Origin of the sequence: Streptomyces sp. WAC07094, from assembly GCF_036320405.1 — a bacterium.
Lineage (GTDB): Bacteria > Actinomycetota > Actinomycetes > Streptomycetales > Streptomycetaceae > Streptomyces > Streptomyces lannensis.
Map to the genome: position 1 here is coordinate 2,111,910 of NZ_JAVMJZ010000001.1, position 15,502 is coordinate 2,127,411.

The following is a 15,502-nucleotide window of genomic DNA, read 5'->3' on the forward strand; positions in this document are numbered from 1 at the left end:
TCCTCAGGGTCTCACCTGGATCAGCGCGTGCGCGCCACTGGTGCGCCATCGCTGCTCCTCGGCGGCGACCAGGGCCGCCTCCGTGTCCGGCTCCAGCCCCACGATGACATCGGACTTCAGGGTACGCAGCGCGGCGACCGGCCCGGGGAACCAGGCCGTCACGTCCTCGAACGGTGTCGTCGGCGGATACAACCGGTCGCCCACCAGACGGCGGTAGTTGAGATCGCCCTTGAAGATCGTCAGGTCGGCCGCGTCGAACTCCGCGCGCAGGTCCTCCGGCATGTCCGCGTACGGCAGCGGGGCGCAGGAGAAGGGGTGGGTCCGCACCTCCAGCCGGCCCTCGGCCATCGCCGTCCACAGGCGCTCCCCGGCACCGGCCGCCGCGCCCTTGGCACCGGCCAGCCGGCGCACCGCGTCGACGACGTCCGCCGTCGTGGCGTCGGAGATGTAGTAGGGGTGGACCTTCACGTGCAGCAGCGCCCGCCGCACCCGTCCGTGGCGGAGCAGGTGGTCGAGGAGCAGCAGATCCGGGATCAGCTCACGACCGGCGTTGTCCGCGACCAGGCAGAGCGTGTCGACGGGCAGGAGGGACCAGAGCACCTCGCTGTCGTCCGCGACGAGCCGGGTGACGGCTGTCGGCGCACCGGGCGCGGAGAGACGGAAGCCGAGATCGGCGCGGTTGCCCCAGAGAGAGCCGTGGAGCAGCGCCTGCGCCTGCTCGTCGAGGGGCTCCTCCCCGAGCCGGTCCAGCGCCGCCAGCTCCTCGTCCGTCTCCGGGGCGTCGAGCTCGGCGAGCTTGAAGGGGCGGAACGGGTCGATGCCCTGCCAGCCCCCTGGCCCGAAGTAGCCGACGGCCTGGAGAAGCCGGCGGTAGAAGTAGCTCTCGGACCAGAGGAAGGGAACCTCGAACCAGGACCGTCCGAGATACTCCCCCGAACCCCAGCGGGCCCACTGCTCGTCGTCCTCGGTGCCGAGCGGTTCGATGAGGCCCTCGGTGGCACCGGTCAGGAGTTCGTCGAGCGCGCGCCGCCGGCCCGGACCGTACGGGAAGGCGTCCTGCACCGCACGGATGAGCGCGGGATGCCGTGCGGAGAGCACGCCGTGCGGGAAGGAGCCGGGCTCGTCGGCGAGGATCACGGGGGCGTCAGGCATGGTCTCGCTCTCCTCCAGGGCCGGTCAGGATCCCGGGAGGCAGGTCCACGTCCTTGAACCGCTCCTCGAGCTGCTTGCCGTAGCCGGCCTCGGTCCACACGAACTTCTTGAACTGCTCCGGCGTCAGCAGACCATGCCACGGACCGCCGCCCGGGCAGAACACCGACTCGCACGCGGGGCAGTTGTACGCCGATCGCCACAAGGCGTCGGCACGGGGCTCCCCGGCCGCCACGAGAGCCCGGTCCCGGCCCTCCCCCCGCACCACGACGACGGTGCCGACGAACAGGAGCACGGCCAGCAGCGAACCACCGATCGTGTACAGCGGCTTGTCGTTGTCGATCCCGCTGTACGCGAGGGCGACGCCGAGGGCGACCATCACCATGCCCTCGACGAAGTGCAGACACCCGTCGAACCGCGAGGAGACGCCCGGAGTACGGGCCAGCCGGTCGGCCAGGCCCGCACGCATACAGGACTGGTCGTCGCAGACCTCCGGGACAGCTCGTGCCCCGGCCGAGCCGCAGCCCGGACATATCACCTCAACCGCCTTGGGAGCCTTCTCCGTTGCCATGGGCCTACGCTAACGGCCGGCCGGCGAGCGCCGCCGCCGGGCGCCGGGCGTCGTGCCGGGCGCCTCGCTGAACACCGGTCGCCCCGTCCCCGTACTCCTCGATACTCACCTGCCGCACCTGATGTGCCTGGAGACACCGGATGACCGCACACCGCACCGTCGCCGTGGCCGCCGTCGCCGCGGCGGCCACGCTGCTGCCGGCGACGCCCGCACTCGCCCATGGAGCCCCCACCGATCCGGTCAGCCGGGTTTTCGCCTGCTCGCCCGAGGGCGCCGCCCGCGCGACCGCCGCCTGCCGGGCGGCGATCGCGGCGAACGGCGCCCCGTTCACCGCCTGGGACAACCTGCGGGTAGCAGGCGTGAACGGCAGGGACCGGCAGCTCATCCCCGACGGCAGGCTGTGCAGTGGCGGACTGCCCGCCTACAAGGGACTCGACCTGGCGCGCCCGGACTGGCCGTCGACCCGGCTGACGCCCGGGAGCTCGCTGACGATGGCCTACAGCTCGACGATCCCGCACACGGGCACCTTCAAGTTGTTCCTGACGAAGCCGGGTTACGACCCGGCCAAGCCGCTGACCTGGTCCGACCTCCCGCAGCGGCCTTTCGCCCAGGTGACCGACCCACCGCTGACCGGCGGCGCGTACCGGATCGGGGCGAAGCTGCCCGCGGACCGCTCGGGCCGCCATGTGCTGTTCACGATCTGGCAGAACTCGAGCACGACGGACACCTACTACTCCTGCTCGGACGTGGTGTTCCCGGCGTCCAGGTCCTCCGGCGGTACCGGCGCCCGGGCCGGCTCCCCGAGCGCCTCCACCGCTTCGGGCACGGCCGGAAGGAAGAAGACGTCGCACTCGGCCACCCCGGCCCCGTCGCCGAGCCGGCTCGCACCGAGCACCTCACCGGCGCCTGCCGAGCCGGTGACCTCGGTGCCCGGCACCCCCGCGGCGGCCGCCGCACCGGCTTCCGGCGGCGGCACGTCGCTGCCGCTGCTGGCGGGCGGCGCCGGGGCGTTCCTGGTGGTCGCCGGCGGCACCGCCCTGGCCCTGCGGCGCAGGCGCGGCTGAGACGGCCGCCCCCGGCTCCGGCGGTTCGGAGACGGCCGTCGGGCGCGGCCGGCGTCAGTTGACGAAGACCGCAGGGCCGTCCGCCCCGGCGCTGTCGGTGACCGGGGCGTACTTCGCCGTGAAGTAGCCGTTGGCGAAGCACAGCGACGAGCCCGAGGTCTTGCTGAACCGCTGACCGGTGAAGGTGATGCTGTTGTCGGTGTTGCTCGCCGTGCCGGTCAGGCCCGGGGCCTGGTAGACGCAGGTGATGGTGCCGAGCAGGGTGCGCAGCTTGACGGTGGTCCGGATGGTGGAGCCGGCCGCCGGAGCGACGTCGACCGCGCCGTCGGAGGTAACCGTGGTGGTGTAGGGCAGGTTGTCGACGGTGATGCCGGTGACGCCCAGGACGCCGGTGACGTTGCTGGTGCAGCTGCTGCTGTCGAACGTGTGGCCGGTGAGCGACTCGGTGGCGGTGCCGGGCGCCGCCGGGTTGTCGGTGACGGCGGCGGTGAACGTCGACGAGGCGCAGGAGACTCCGCTGGTGCCCGTGGCGCTGGAGTAGAGCGTGGCAGCGGTGCCGCTGGCGAGCGACGCGTCGAGGATGTCACCGACGGCGACGGCGGTTCCGCCCGCTCCACCGGTGGTGAGCACGGTGCCGTCCGCCGAGGCGGGGGACGCCGCGGCCACGGCGAGAGCGGCGACGACGGTCACGGCGAGCAGGGATCGGGGCGTACGCATGGGGGTGCCTCTTCTCCGAAGTGGGGGGTGGTGAGGGTGTGCCGGGGTGCCGACGCCTGCCATGACGTCTTCCGGGCGTGTGACCACGGCAGCGGCATCCGGGCCACCCGGGGTCCGCGGACACGGCGGACTCGCCGGTGCCGCGGGGAATTCCGGATCGCGGTCGGATGTGAAGGATCCGTGCATCGCACCGCGTCTGCAGAGATGTCACCGAAACCCCGAAAGGGCGGGGACCGGGAGAGTGACGTGCGCGGTGTGACGGATCCGGCGCCACGGATCCGTTGGGGAAACAGTGGACGTTGTAGACCTGATGGCTCGTCAACGTCAAGGCGTCGAGGGCAAGTTGATGCTCGATGAGCGGGACGGCACAGGTCGGCGGTCACCGTCGGGCGGGGCCGGAGGGAACCCTGGAGCACAGGCATCGCACAACCGACACCCTTTTCCCACAACTCTCTTGACCCTTGAATGTAACCACCGGTAACTTCCTCGGCGGTAACTGCCGCGTGGAGCAAGCCCCTGCCCTTGCCGGGAGGCGTGAGGGGCGGTCGTGGCAGCCGCTGTCCGCGCCAGGACAACGTGCCGACGAAGCCCTCATCACATTCGCCTGTGCCCAGGAGCAGACATGGCCCCGTCCTCGGACGCCACGGTGTCCCCCGGTCCCACCCCCGAACCCCCGAAGAGCGGTTCCACCGCCGACGGGCCACCCACCCGACGCGGGCGGGTCCGCCTGCGCCGCGCCGCCGTGATGGCGGTGCCGGCCACCGCCGTCGCCGCCGCTCTCGCGATCATGACCGCCCAAGGTGCGCTGGGTGTGCAGTTCGCCATCTCCGGCATGCCCTTCACGGTCACCGCCGACGACCTGAGCGGCACCGGATTCGAGCAGTTCGGCAACCTCGACAACATGGCGGACGACAGCCCGAACGCCGGTGACACCGGCGGGCAGGTGCTGGTCGTCACTTCCGCGATCAAGGACGCGACACTCGTCAAGCTGTGCCAGAGCGTCGACCTCGGCGGCACCAACCTGAAGATCACCGCTGGTGGCGGCAAGGACAAGGTCATCGCCGGCGATCTGACCACCGACTCCACGGACCTGTCCGGTGACGCCGAATTCAACGGCATCGAGATCGGCAACGACGCCGGCACCCTGACCAAGGCCGGGGTGCAGGGCAACAAGGGCGTCTTCAGCCAGCAGGCGGACACCGTGCACATCGCCCGACTGCGGCAGACCAACTACGCAACCACAGCAGGCGTCTTCAAGCTGCCCGGGCTCAAGCTCGGCTTCAGCGACACGGGTTGCTGATGGCCGGCCGCGCGAGGACCGCGTTCCGACGATGGCGGTCGGACCGCCCCTTCTGGGGCGGGCTGCTTCTGGCGCTGGGCGGGACGGAGATCCTCCTGACGGAGAAGGCGTCGCTCAAGGTGGTCATGCACATCGGCATGCAGGGCCTCGCGGGATATCTGCTGCCCACCGTGATGCTGGTGTGCGGGCTGCTGATCCTCCTCGGCCCGGCCCAGCGGCTGTTCTACTCGGTCCTCGGCATCCTGCTCTCCCTGGGGACCTGGCTCACGTCCAACCTGGGCGGTTTCCTGGTCGGCCTGCTGCTGGGGGCCGCCGGGAGCTGTCTGACCTTCGGCTGGCTGCCCGGCCAGGAGCCGCGCCGCGGTGTACTGCGCCACCGTCGCCCGCGCTCCCCCGCCATGGACTCGGCCACGTCCTGACGCCCCCGCGCCCCTCGGCGGGCGGCTCCGGCCGCCGCACCCCCCACACCCCCTCCCGGCCGCACGGCAGGGGGGCTCCTGCCGGACCCGCCCGCCGAGGCCCACAACCGCGCCCCGCGCCCGCGACGACGGGGCCGTGACGCGTCCCGACGTGACGCACCGGAGCCGAGCCCGTCCGTGCGCGAGACACAGGAGACCCACGCCCCGACCGACGTGGGGCGCAACAGAGCCATAGCCATGGCGCATCCGCGCAGCACACAGCGAACCCGCGCCACATCCGCCCGGCACGCACAGGGCACCCGGCGGCGCCGGTGGTCGGCTCAGGGTTCCCGTTTGGCGGACACCGTGAAGCGCGCGCCGTCCGGGTCGGCCAGCAGCGCCTCCTCGGCGCCCGGCTCCCGCTGCAGGACGGAACCGCCCTCGGCCCGGGCGGCCCGGACGCACGCGTCGACGTCGGGGACCACGAAGTGGACCTGCCAGTGCGGGCGGATGGTGGGGTCGGGCGCCGACTCGAGCGCCCCGGAGTGGATGCGCGCCACCACCACCCCGTCGCTGCTCAGGACGACCTCGTCACCGTCGTAATGCACCTCGCAGCAGCCCTTGCGCGCGGAGGCCCACTCGAGGACCTCGCCGTAGAAGATCGCGGAGTCGAAGGCGTTGCGTGTGTGCAGCCTTATGAAGGTCGGGGCCGCCCTGCGCCACTCCTCGAAGCCGGTCACGAGCGGGCCCTCCCAGACGCCGAAGGTCGCCCCGTCCCGGTCCGCGAGCAGGGCCGCCCGGCCGGGCGGGAGCGCAAGAGGGCCGACGGCCGTGGTGCCACCCCGCTCCCGGCATCTGGCCGCGGCCACGTCGGCGCTGGACACCGAGAAGTACGGGGTCCAGGCGACGGCCATCTGCCACATCGAGGCGACGGCGGCGATCCCGGCGACCGGCACCCCGTCGGCCAGCGCCACCCGGAACCGGTCCCCCAGGCTGTTGGGCCGCCACTGCCAGCCGAACACCGCCCGGTAGAAGTTCTCCGCGGTCTCGAGATCGCGGGTACTCAGGCTCACCCAGCACGGTGCCCCGAAAACCGAGTCACTGGACACTCCCCCCTCGCCGCGTGCCTCGTTCTTGACCATGACCACACCGCCCGGTTCCCGGGGGGAGATGCCGGGCACCTCCTCCCTCGTCCGCTCAGGGCCTCCGGGTACCCCGATCGCGCCCTAGCAAGGATGCGCCACGGGACGCCGGGCGTCATCCGGAGAAGGACCGGCGAGGGCGCCCCGGCCCCGGACCGACTCAGGCGCCGACCCCCGGTGACCAGCGCGGGGCGCTGCCCGCCAGGCGGCAGGCGAGGAAGTACAGCGGAATCGGCGGCGTGTACGGAGAGTCACCGTCCGGGCGGTGGATCAGTGCCGGGCGGTCGGGGCGAGGACCGCTCCAGGAGGGGTCGGCAAGGCCCGGGCCCGTCTCCGGGACCGCCGGGCCCAGATACGCGCCGATCGCATAGCTCGTCGTCGCCGGCCAGGTGACTCCGATGTCGGAGCCCGCCGGGACGATCCACCACCAGCGGAGGTCGTCGGCGAAGACACAGCCGATGCGGGGCAACGACGCCATGATCCGTTCGCCGTGTTCCCGCGGGATGCCCACGGCGTCGTACCCGAGGGCGGCGGTCAGCTCGTGCGGGAGGGCCAGACGGACGGCGGGCCGGGACAGGACGGAGGCGGACGGGTGCGGGAGCGGTTCAGAGGCGCGCAGTCGTTCCATGCTGTGGGGATCCTTCGGCCGGGTGGGGGGCGGGCCTGAGGTACGCGGTGCTGGGCGAGCCGGTCGCGGTGGCTCGGTCGGATTCCGGGGTCAGTGCGGCCCAGACGACGCGACCGGAACCGTTCGGCGCGTCCCGGACGCCCCAGTCGCTGCTCAGCCCGTCGACCAGCATCAGCCCACGGCCGCTCTGGTCGTCCGGGCCGGGGCGGCACCGGGCCGGCCGGGTCTCGTCGTGGTTCTCGTCCTGGACCTCGATGTGCAGCCGCCCGCCGTCCGTGTGCACCCGGCAGACGATCCGTTCGCTCGCGGTGTGCATGACCGCGTTGGTGACGAGTTCGGAGACGACGATGACAGCGTTGTCAACGGTCGCCTCGCCCACGCCCCAGCCCACGAGCAGTTCACGCACGTGCCTACGGACCAGGCCCACCGCGGCGGGAACGGCGGGAAAGCCGAAGACATCGGATCTATGGGGTGGGGCATCGCCGGGGAGGCGGCCCAGAGGCCGGGGGAGGGAGGGCGGAACCATCGCCGTTCGCCTTTCGTCTGCCGGGGCACCCTGGCCGGTGCCCACCGCCGGACACCGTGATGCCGGCTCCGTGCACCTCGCTCCGGGTCCACCGAGTCGCAGCCCCGTCTCCCCCAACTGAGCTGCTCAACACCTTCGTTCATTGGCTACCGACGGTAGGACCACTGTCGCATCTGCCAACAACGCCTCGCAACCGGCAAGTTGAAAATTGCAATTCGAGAGGTGCATGCTGCTCCGGTCAGCGGATGATCGTGACAGACTGCGACCGTGCATCCCGGGTGAGGGGGTAGGCGTGACCGCTGAGACCGACTGGGGCGGCGCCCCCTCCGTGCTGCGCATGATTCTCGGCCGCCAGCTGGAGGAGCTGCGTTCGCGCGCCGGGCTGACGTACGAACAGGCCGGCGAGGCGATCGGCGTCAGCCATTCCACGATTCGCCGCATGGAGGCGGCCAAGGTGGCCCGACTGCGGCTCGCGGACGCCGAGAAGCTGCTGCAGACCTACGGCGTCACGGAGCAGCAGGAGATCGACACCTTCCTGAAGTCGGTCCGCGAGGCCAACAAGCGCGGCTGGTGGCACACCTACCGTGACGTCCTGCCGGACTGGTTCGCGGCGTACCTGAGTCTGGAGCAGGCGGCGCTGCAGATCCGCGCGTACGAGGCCGAGTTCGTGCCCGGGCTGCTGCAGACCGAGGACTACGCACGCGCGTTGCTGAGTGCCGGCAATCCGCACTCCCCGGGCGAGGCCACCGAACGGCGGGTGGCGCTGCGCATGCGGAGACAGGAACTGCTGTCGCGGCCCTCGCCGCCACACGTGTGGATCGTCATGGACGAGACGGTGCTGCGCTGGCCGGTGGGGGGTTCGCGGGTGATGCGCGCCCAGATCGACCATCTGATCGCGATGAACAGCCTCCCCCATGTCACCTTGCAGGTCATGCCGTTCAGCAACGGCCCGCACCCCGCGATGCGCGCCGGTGCGTTCCATCTCTTCCGGTTCAGGGCACCTGAGCTGCCGGACATCGTGTATCTGAGCGGCCTCGTCGGTGCCGTCTACCTCGACAAGACGGAGGACGTCGTGGTCTACCGCGAGGCACTGGACCGGTTGGGCGCACAGTCCGCGCCCGCAAGGAAGACCGAGGCCGTCCTCGGCGCGATTCGCAAGGAGTTGTGAGAGTGCCCCACCCCGTACACAGCTGCGTGCCGTCCCACTCCCTGGGCCTGCGTGGCTGGTCCAAGCCCTGGAGCGACGACGCGGGCGGCGCCTGTGTGGAGGCGAAGAAACTGCCCGACGGCAGCGTGGCGCTGCGGCAGTCCACGGACCCCGACGGACCTGCACTGGTCCTGACGGCGAGGGAGATCGCGGGATTCCTCGCGAGCGTGAAGGCGGGCGAGGCCGACTTCCTTCTGTGACGCATCGTTTTTTGTCCTTGCGATATCCCTGTGCTTTCCCCGATCGACCGCTCGTTTCCCCACCCACCCCCACCGACGAGACCTCTGGAAGAGGAGACGGCTTTGCCCGACAACGGATGGCCGGCCGACCGTATCGACACCGAGAGCGCGCACTCCGCTCGCATCTACGACTACATCCTGGGCGGAAAGGACTACTACCCGGCCGACAAGGAGGCGGGCGACGCCATGTCCCGGGAGTGGCCCGCCCTCCCGATCCACATGCGCGCCAACCGCGACTGGATGAACCGCGCGGCGCGCTGGCTCGCCGAGGAGGCGGGGATACGCCAGTTCCTGGACATCGGCACCGGCATCCCCACCTCCCCCAACCTCCACGAGATCGCCCAGTCGGTCGCCCCCGAGTCCCGGGTGGTCTACGTCGACAACGACCCGATCGTGCTCACCCTCTCCCAGGGTCTGCTGGCCAGCACGCCCGAGGGGAAGACGTCGTACATCGAGGCGGACTTCCGTGATCCGGAGGCCATCCTCGGCGCCGCGGAGTTCCGGGAGACCCTCGATCTCGACCGGCCCGTCGCCCTCACGGTCATCGCCATCGTCCACTTCATGCTGGACGCGGACGACGCGGTCGGCATCGTGCGCCGCCTGCTCGAGCCCCTGCCCTCCGGAAGCTATCTGGCCATGTCCATCGGAACGGCCGAGTTCGCACCCGAGGAGGTGGGGCGTGTGGCGCGCGAGTACGCGGCGCGCAACATGCCGATGCGGTTGCGGACGATCGACGAGGCGCACGAGTTCTTCGACGGGCTTGACCTGGTCGAGCCCGGAGTGGTCCAGGTGCACAAGTGGCGTCCGGACGGCACCGGGGAGCAGGGGATCCGGGACGAGGACATCGCCATGTACGGGGCCATCGCCCGCAAGCCGTGACTCCAGGAGTCCGGCCGTGAGGGGTGCCGTGCGCCGGGCCCGGGTCCTCCCCGGCCGGGCGCAACCACCCGGCACAGCCGGACGACGCCCGGCACATCACGAACGGCCGCGCCCCTCGAAAGGGTGCGGCCGTTCGCGGGTCTACGGCTCGGACGTCAGCCGAGGCCGACCGACGTCAGCCAGGCCTTGGCGACGTCGAGCGGGTCCTTGTTCTCGAGTTGCACCTGGGTGTCCAGGTCCAGCAGGGCCGCGGTGTCCAGCTTGGCGGAGACGGCGTTGAGCGCGTCGACGCCCTTCTGGGAGAGCCCCGACTTGTAGACGAGCGGCTGCACGTTCTCGAATCCGAAGAGGTTCTCCGGGTCCTGGAGGACGACGAACTTCTCCTTGGAGATGGTCGGGTCCGTGGTGAAGATGTCCGCGGCCTGCACCGTGTTCTTCTTCAGCGCCGCCTGGGTGAGCGGGCCGCCCGCGTCGAGCGCCTTGAAGGACTTGAACTGCAGTTTGTAGACCTTCTCGAGTCCCTCCAGGCCCTGCTGGCGGGTCTGGAACTCCGGGGAACCACCGATCACCAGGTCCTTGGCGATGGGCTGGAGGTCCGCGATGGTGGACTTGTCGGTGAGGCTGTACTTCTTCGCCGTGGCCGCGTTGACGGTGACCGAGTCCTTGTCCTGCGCGGGCGCCGGGTCGAGGAGCGTCAGCTTCGGGTCGAGCTTGGCCTCGATGGCGGCCGTCGTGGCGGCGGCAGTCTTCGGGGCGGCGTCCTTGTCGAGGTAGGCCAGCAGTGCGCCGTTGTACTCCGGAAGGACCGTGATGGAGCCGTTCTTCAGCAGGCCGTAGGTGGTCTCGCGGCTGCCGATGTTGGGCTTGTACGTGACCTTGACGCCCTTGGCCTTGAGGGCCTCGCCGTAGATGTCGGCGATCAGGATGCTCTCGGCGAAGTTGTTGGAGCCGACCACCACGGTGCCGTTGCCGGCCTTGTCTCCGGAGAGCGGGTTGTCGGACTTGCTGTCGGAGGACGAGGAACACCCCGCGAGCAGTGCCGCCGTGGCGGCGAGCGCGACGGCGGCCGCGCCGGGGAGTCTCCTGCTGGACGTGCTGGTGTTCGCGGTAGAAGTCACGATTCCCGTTCCGGACTCGGGGATGGGGGAGGGCGTGGCGGAGCTGTGCGGGGGTTCGCCACCACACTCCACTGATCCAATCCAGCCACTTCAAGCCCAGTCAAGAGAATTCTGGTCACCGATTGGCCTCGATGCGCAATTCGTTGCGAACGCCCGGTTGTGAAGAGAGGGCGGATCCTCGGAGGCGGAACGGCGTGCTCGATGTAATGGATTCTTGACTTGGGACGATCGGATTCGGGGCTCGAAGAGACGGTAGTCTCCGGGAAGTTGACAACAGGCAGCAGTGCGGGCCGACAACGGCGTTCCGGACCGCCTTGCACCGTTCTGCTCCGGCTTCGACCGGTTCCGCCTGTGACCCCGGTCGTTCGATTGTGGTTCCGCGAGATCCTCGCGCGCCCGAAGACGCCTTCGAAGGAGGCTTGGTGTCCACGAACGAGGTGGACGCGTCGGTCCGGCCGGCGCCGTCACCGCCACGGGGTGGCATTCGCGGCTTCGCCGAGCGGTGGCCCTTCCGTCGCAAGCTCAACGTCCTCGTCGGGGTACCGCTCGCGGTGGTCGCCGTACTTCTCGCGTACCTCATCACCGACCTCGTTCAGCAGTCGGACAGGGCGGAGTCCGCGGCGCGGCTCGTCCGCGACAGCACCCAGGTGGCACGCCTCGTCGGCCGGGTACAGGCCGAACACCAGCAGGCCATCCTGCTCTCCGTACGGTACGAGGCGTCCGTGGACACCAGGCCCTCGCTGTCCGCCTACCGATCGGCGCAGGACGCGGTCGACGACCAGATCGCCAAGGTGCGCTCCGCCTTCGGCGACCGGCTGCCGGACACGGAGGAGCAGGCGCTGATGGAGGTCGAGGGCCTCGCCGGTCTGCGCGACACCATCGAGCAGGGGTACCTGCCCGCCGACAACATCGACCCCGCCTACACCAACGCCTCCAAGGGCCTGATCGACGGTCTGGGGCTCGAGCGCAACGCGGATCTGGCCGCCACCTTCACCGGCAATCTGCTCGACTCGCTGCTGCGCGCCGACGCCGCGCACGGCGCGTTCGAGACCGGGGTCTTCTCCGCGACGACCGGTGACGCCAACGCGCTCATCGAGTTCACGGGCGCGGTCGGCTCGCACGAGCTGTTCACCTACCAGGCAGACCGCTTCGGCCGGTTCGCCTCCCCCGAGCAGGCCGACGAGCTCGCCGGGATCGAGCACAACACCGCACAGTGGGAGATCGCCCAGGCGTACGCCGCGCTCCAGGTCGATCCCAGCGGGCTGCAGATGAACACCCCGGCCGACATTGGCCGGACGTTCACGGACGCCCTGAACGGCTACCCCGCCTACCCGGAACAGGCCGAGAACCGGCTCCGGATCACCACGTCGCTCATCGACCAGATCGCAGACCGGGCCGACGCCGCCTCCGAGACGGCCCAGTGGCGAGCCGCGCTGCTGCTGAACCTCGCGCTGATCAGCTTCGTCTGCTGGATCGCGCTCTCCGTGCTGGTGCGCCGCTCGGTGGTCCGCCCGGTGCTGGCCCTCACCGGCGCCGCCCAGCAGGTGGCCAAGGCCGCCGGGCGCGAGCTCTCCCGGGTGGCCGACGACGACGCCGAGGACGACGGCGCGCCGCGGCTGCGCGAGATATCCGTCACCGCGCGCGACGAGATCGGTGAACTGGCCGAGGCCTTCAACCATGTGCAGACCACCGCGGCCGCGCTGCTGGAGCGCCAGGTGCTCAGCCGCCGCAACGTCGCCGAGATGTTCGGCAACGTCGGGCGCCGGGTGAGCAACCTGACCACACGCCAACTGGTCCTGATCGACGCGGTGGAGCGGGGCGAGACCGACCCGGCGCTCCTCGAACGCCTCTACTCCATCGACCACATCGCCGTACGCCTGCGGCGCAACGCGGACAGCCTGATGCTGCTCGCGGGCATCCGCGAGACCGTCCTGGAGTCCGGTCCCACCGCGCTCACCAACGTGGTCCGCGCAGCGCTCGGCCAGATCGAGGGCTTCCAGCGGGTCCGGCTGCTCGCCGAGACCGAGATCATGGTCGCGCCCGACATCATCGGCGACCTGACCCTGATGGTCGCCGAACTCCTCGAGAACGCCGTCTCGTTCTCCCCCGCGGGCAGCCCCGTCGAGGTGACGGTGCGCATGGGCGGCGAGGGGGCCGTGATCGAGGTCGCCGACCACGGTCTCGGCATGAGCGCCGAGCGGCTGGCGGAGGAGAACGCCCGGCTGATCCGCCGCGAGCGGCTGGACGTCGTACCGACCAAGGTGCTCGGTCTGTTCGTGGTCGGCACGCTGGCCCGGCGCTGGGAGATCACGGTCGTGCTCGCCCGCACGCCCGGCGGCGGTGTCACGGCGACGGTCGAGCTGCCCTCGTCGCTGCTGCTGACGATGAGCCCGGTGCTCGTCCCGGAGCAGGTCCCGGCCGCCGTGGACGCCCCGGGCACGACCGGACAGGAGTCCGCCGCCCCCTCCGGGCCGGTGCCTTCGGCGGTCGCCGTCGCCGAGACCGCGTCCGAGGCCGTGCCCGCCGCCGCGGGCCAGTCGCCCTCGCCCGGGCGTGATGCCTCCGAGGCCGGGTCCGGCTCACTGCCCCGGCGCGTTCCGCGCCGTGAGGCGGATCCGGTCGAGGAGAGGGCCTCCGGGGACCTCCACGACCGGGCCGAGGAGGTCCCGTTCGTCCCCCGTCCTCGCTCGCGGGAGACGGCTGCCGGCGCCCGCGCCGGCGGAACGCCGCCCGGTGCGGACGTTCCCGGCGGGGTCAGGCCACTGCGCCGCCGGGTACGGGGTGCGACCCTGCGCACCGCCGAGGCCCCGCAGACGGAATCCCCGGCACCCCGGCCCGCCGACGCGGAAGAGGTCCGCTCCGCGCTCGAGGAGTTCGAGGCCGCGGTGGAACGCGCCCACCGCGACAGCACCGCACGAACCTCCCCCCATGACACGCTCGACCAGAACCACCTCCCGAAAGGAGCGGAGCAGTGAGTACGTCGACAGGTGACACCCCGGCCACCGGCACCACACCGGCCGAACTGCAGGCCGCCGCAGCCGACTTCACCTGGCTGCTCAACCGTTTCGCCACCGAGACAGCGGGTGTCGTCGACGCCATCGCCGTCTCCTCCGACGGACTGCTCATCGCCGTCTCCGAACTGCGCGAGCACGCCGACTCGGAGCGGCTGGCGGCGATCGTCTCCGGCATCACCAGCCTTGCCGCCGGCGCGTCGGGCAACTACGGGCTGGGCGGCCTCAACAAGGTCATCATCGATCTGGAGGGCGGTCACGTCCTCGTCTCCGCCATCGGCAGCGGCGCCGTGCTCGGCGTGGTCACCGACAAGGAGGCCAAACTGGGCAACGTCGCCTATGAGATGACCCTGTTCGCCAACCGGGCCGGCGCCGCCCTCAGCCCTCAGCTCGTGCTGGAGCTGAAGAACAGCGTCGGCGCCGCCTCGGCGGGGTGACCAGGCACCGCCCGGTCGAGGAAGGAAGTAGCACCCATGGCGGACGGCCGCACTGCGCGCGGTGCCGACGACGACGGTTTCCCGGTGGACCCGTTCGGTCCCGTCGCCGCCGTTCGGCCGTTCCTCGTCACCGCCGGCCGGGTGGCGCCCACTGCGTCCGGACGGCCGATGCCCGTCGAGACCCAGGTGGTGGCAACCGCCCAGGGGCTCGAGGCGCTCGACCGGCTCTCGTTCGAGCAGCACGACATCGTCGCCGCATGCAGGCAGCCGCAGTCCATCGCGGAGATCGCGGCCCGGCTGCGGCTGCATCTGAACGTGGTCCGGGTCCTCGCCGAGGACCTGCGCGCCGCCGGGCAGCTGACGGTGTACGTGCCACACATCGACGTCACGCGCGACGCGTCCGTCCTGCGAAGGGTTATCGATGGCCTCCGCGCCGTCCCCGACTCCCGGGGGGTACTCCGTGACACCGACTGAACCGGCCGCTCGGCCCCGCGCCCACGGCTCCGCCCCGGCCGGCGGGACCCCGGGTGCGGCGCAGACCGCCGTACGACCGCCGCTGCCGGTCAAGATGGTGATCGCCGGCGGCTTCGGCGTGGGCAAGACCACCGCCGTCGGCTCCATCTCCGAGATCGAGCCGCTCACCACCGAGGCGGCGATCACCGAGGTCGCGGCCGGGGTGGACGACCTCACCCACACCCCGCGCAAGACCACGACCACGGTCGCGATGGACTTCGGCTGCATCACCATCGACCCGACCCTGAAGCTGTACCTGTTCGGAACACCCGGGCAGGACCGTTTCGGCTTCATGTGGGACGACATCGTGGAGGGCGCGGTCGGCGGGCTCGTCATCGTCGACACACGGCGGCTCGACGACTGCTATGCGGCCGTGGACTACTTCGAGCACAAGGACATCCCGTTCGCGGTCGCCCTCAACGCCTTCGACGGCAAGGTGGAGTACGACGTGAACGAGGTCCGCTGGGCGCTGGACGTCTCCGAACACGTCCCGGTCGTCGTCTTCGACGCCCGGGAGCGCGGGTCGGTGCGGGACGCGCTGCTCGTGGTGCTGGAGCAGGCGCTGGCGCGCAGCGAGGGATGAGCCCCGCAACGCACGACGCG

17 protein-coding genes are annotated in these 15,502 nt (G+C 71.1%); 10 read left to right on the forward strand and 7 right to left on the reverse strand.

The annotated features are described in order from the left end of the window. Positions 1 to 3: 3 nt before the first annotated feature. Both RCR19_RS09230 and RCR19_RS09235 read right to left on the reverse strand, forming a co-directional pair. The gene (locus tag RCR19_RS09230; RefSeq protein WP_331264703.1) at positions 4 to 1,152 is read right to left on the reverse strand and encodes a damage-control phosphatase ARMT1 family protein; all 1,149 of its coding nucleotides are present in this window, start codon (positions 1,150 to 1,152) and stop codon (positions 4 to 6) included. Next, positions 1,145 to 1,720 carry a hypothetical protein gene (locus tag RCR19_RS09235; protein ID WP_331264704.1) on the reverse strand — a complete coding sequence of 192 codons (576 nt, stop codon included), beginning with the start codon at positions 1,718 to 1,720 and terminating at the stop codon, positions 1,145 to 1,147. Before RCR19_RS09235 ends, RCR19_RS09230 begins: the two co-directional genes overlap by 8 nt. A 140-nt stretch (positions 1,721 to 1,860) precedes the next feature. Between RCR19_RS09235 and RCR19_RS09240 the strand changes: the two genes are divergently transcribed. After that, positions 1,861 to 2,784: a lytic polysaccharide monooxygenase gene (locus RCR19_RS09240; protein WP_331264705.1), complete on the forward strand. Its 924-nt coding sequence runs from the start codon at positions 1,861 to 1,863 to the stop codon at positions 2,782 to 2,784. 54 nt (positions 2,785 to 2,838) lie between these two features. On the opposite strand, the gene RCR19_RS09245 is transcribed toward RCR19_RS09240, so the two are convergent. Further along, on the reverse strand, positions 2,839 to 3,501 hold the full coding sequence (locus RCR19_RS09245; protein WP_331264706.1) for a Tat pathway signal sequence domain protein: 663 nt from the start codon (positions 3,499 to 3,501) through the stop codon (positions 2,839 to 2,841). Between the two features lie 622 nt (positions 3,502 to 4,123). Here RCR19_RS09245 and RCR19_RS09250 point away from each other — a divergent pair. Beyond that, a complete protein-coding gene (locus tag RCR19_RS09250) occupies positions 4,124 to 4,801 on the forward strand; it encodes a DUF6230 family protein (protein ID WP_331264707.1) in 678 nt (225 codons plus the stop codon). Beyond that, entirely contained in the window at positions 4,801 to 5,220 is a 420-nt protein-coding gene (locus RCR19_RS09255; protein ID WP_331264708.1) for a DUF6114 domain-containing protein, read from the forward strand. The genes RCR19_RS09250 and RCR19_RS09255 overlap by 1 nt, the downstream gene beginning before the upstream one ends. Positions 5,221 to 5,540: 320 nt before the next feature. Here the strand turns inward: RCR19_RS09255 and RCR19_RS09260 are convergent, their stop codons facing one another. The 3 genes from RCR19_RS09260 to RCR19_RS09270 all read right to left on the reverse strand — a co-directional run bounded on the left by RCR19_RS09260 (position 5,541) and on the right by RCR19_RS09270 (position 7,468). Then, positions 5,541 to 6,341, reverse strand: a complete 801-nt coding sequence (locus RCR19_RS09260; RefSeq protein WP_331269391.1) for a VOC family protein — start codon at positions 6,339 to 6,341, stop codon at positions 5,541 to 5,543. A gap of 160 nt (positions 6,342 to 6,501) precedes the next feature. Further along, positions 6,502 to 6,969 carry a hypothetical protein gene (locus RCR19_RS09265; RefSeq protein ID WP_331264709.1) on the reverse strand — a complete coding sequence of 156 codons (468 nt, stop codon included), beginning with the start codon at positions 6,967 to 6,969 and terminating at the stop codon, positions 6,502 to 6,504. After that, complete coding sequence (locus RCR19_RS09270) at positions 6,947 to 7,468, reverse strand: ATP-binding protein (RefSeq protein WP_331269392.1); 522 nt, start codon at positions 7,466 to 7,468, stop codon at positions 6,947 to 6,949. The genes RCR19_RS09265 and RCR19_RS09270 overlap by 23 nt, the downstream gene beginning before the upstream one ends. 319 nt (positions 7,469 to 7,787) lie before the next feature. Here RCR19_RS09270 and RCR19_RS09275 point away from each other — a divergent pair, with 319 nt between their 5' ends. The 3 genes from RCR19_RS09275 to RCR19_RS09285 all read left to right on the forward strand — a co-directional run bounded on the left by RCR19_RS09275 (position 7,788) and on the right by RCR19_RS09285 (position 9,820). Continuing rightward, a complete protein-coding gene (locus RCR19_RS09275; RefSeq protein WP_331264710.1) occupies positions 7,788 to 8,663 on the forward strand; it encodes a helix-turn-helix transcriptional regulator in 876 nt (291 codons plus the stop codon). A 2-nt stretch (positions 8,664 to 8,665) separates the two neighbouring features. Beyond that, positions 8,666 to 8,902, forward strand: a complete 237-nt coding sequence (locus tag RCR19_RS09280; RefSeq protein WP_331264711.1) for a DUF397 domain-containing protein — start codon at positions 8,666 to 8,668, stop codon at positions 8,900 to 8,902. 102 nt (positions 8,903 to 9,004) lie between these two features. Next, positions 9,005 to 9,820 carry an SAM-dependent methyltransferase gene (locus RCR19_RS09285; RefSeq protein WP_331264712.1) on the forward strand — a complete coding sequence of 272 codons (816 nt, stop codon included), beginning with the start codon at positions 9,005 to 9,007 and terminating at the stop codon, positions 9,818 to 9,820. A gap of 155 nt (positions 9,821 to 9,975) precedes the next feature. Here RCR19_RS09285 and RCR19_RS09290 read toward each other — a convergent pair whose 3' ends face one another. Beyond that, complete coding sequence (locus RCR19_RS09290) at positions 9,976 to 10,938, reverse strand: ABC transporter substrate-binding protein (protein WP_220291882.1); 963 nt, start codon at positions 10,936 to 10,938, stop codon at positions 9,976 to 9,978. Positions 10,939 to 11,360: 422 nt separating this feature from the next. On the opposite strand from RCR19_RS09290, the gene RCR19_RS09295 reads away from it, so the two are divergent. From RCR19_RS09295 to RCR19_RS09310, 4 genes are read left to right on the forward strand one after another with little or no spacing between them, the layout of a single operon-like run. Beyond that, positions 11,361 to 13,913, forward strand: coding sequence for an ATP-binding protein (locus RCR19_RS09295; RefSeq protein WP_331264713.1), 2,553 nt, complete (start codon positions 11,361 to 11,363; stop codon positions 13,911 to 13,913). Further along, positions 13,910 to 14,386: a roadblock/LC7 domain-containing protein gene (locus RCR19_RS09300; protein WP_059132240.1), complete on the forward strand. Its 477-nt coding sequence runs from the start codon at positions 13,910 to 13,912 to the stop codon at positions 14,384 to 14,386. Before RCR19_RS09295 ends, RCR19_RS09300 begins: the two co-directional genes overlap by 4 nt. 36 nt (positions 14,387 to 14,422) lie before the next feature. Further along, positions 14,423 to 14,860, forward strand: coding sequence for a DUF742 domain-containing protein (locus tag RCR19_RS09305; protein WP_331264714.1), 438 nt, complete (start codon positions 14,423 to 14,425; stop codon positions 14,858 to 14,860). Then, the gene (locus RCR19_RS09310; RefSeq protein WP_319115024.1) at positions 14,847 to 15,482 is read left to right on the forward strand and encodes an ATP/GTP-binding protein; all 636 of its coding nucleotides are present in this window, start codon (positions 14,847 to 14,849) and stop codon (positions 15,480 to 15,482) included. Before RCR19_RS09305 ends, RCR19_RS09310 begins: the two co-directional genes overlap by 14 nt. Positions 15,483 to 15,502 lie beyond the last annotated feature (20 nt).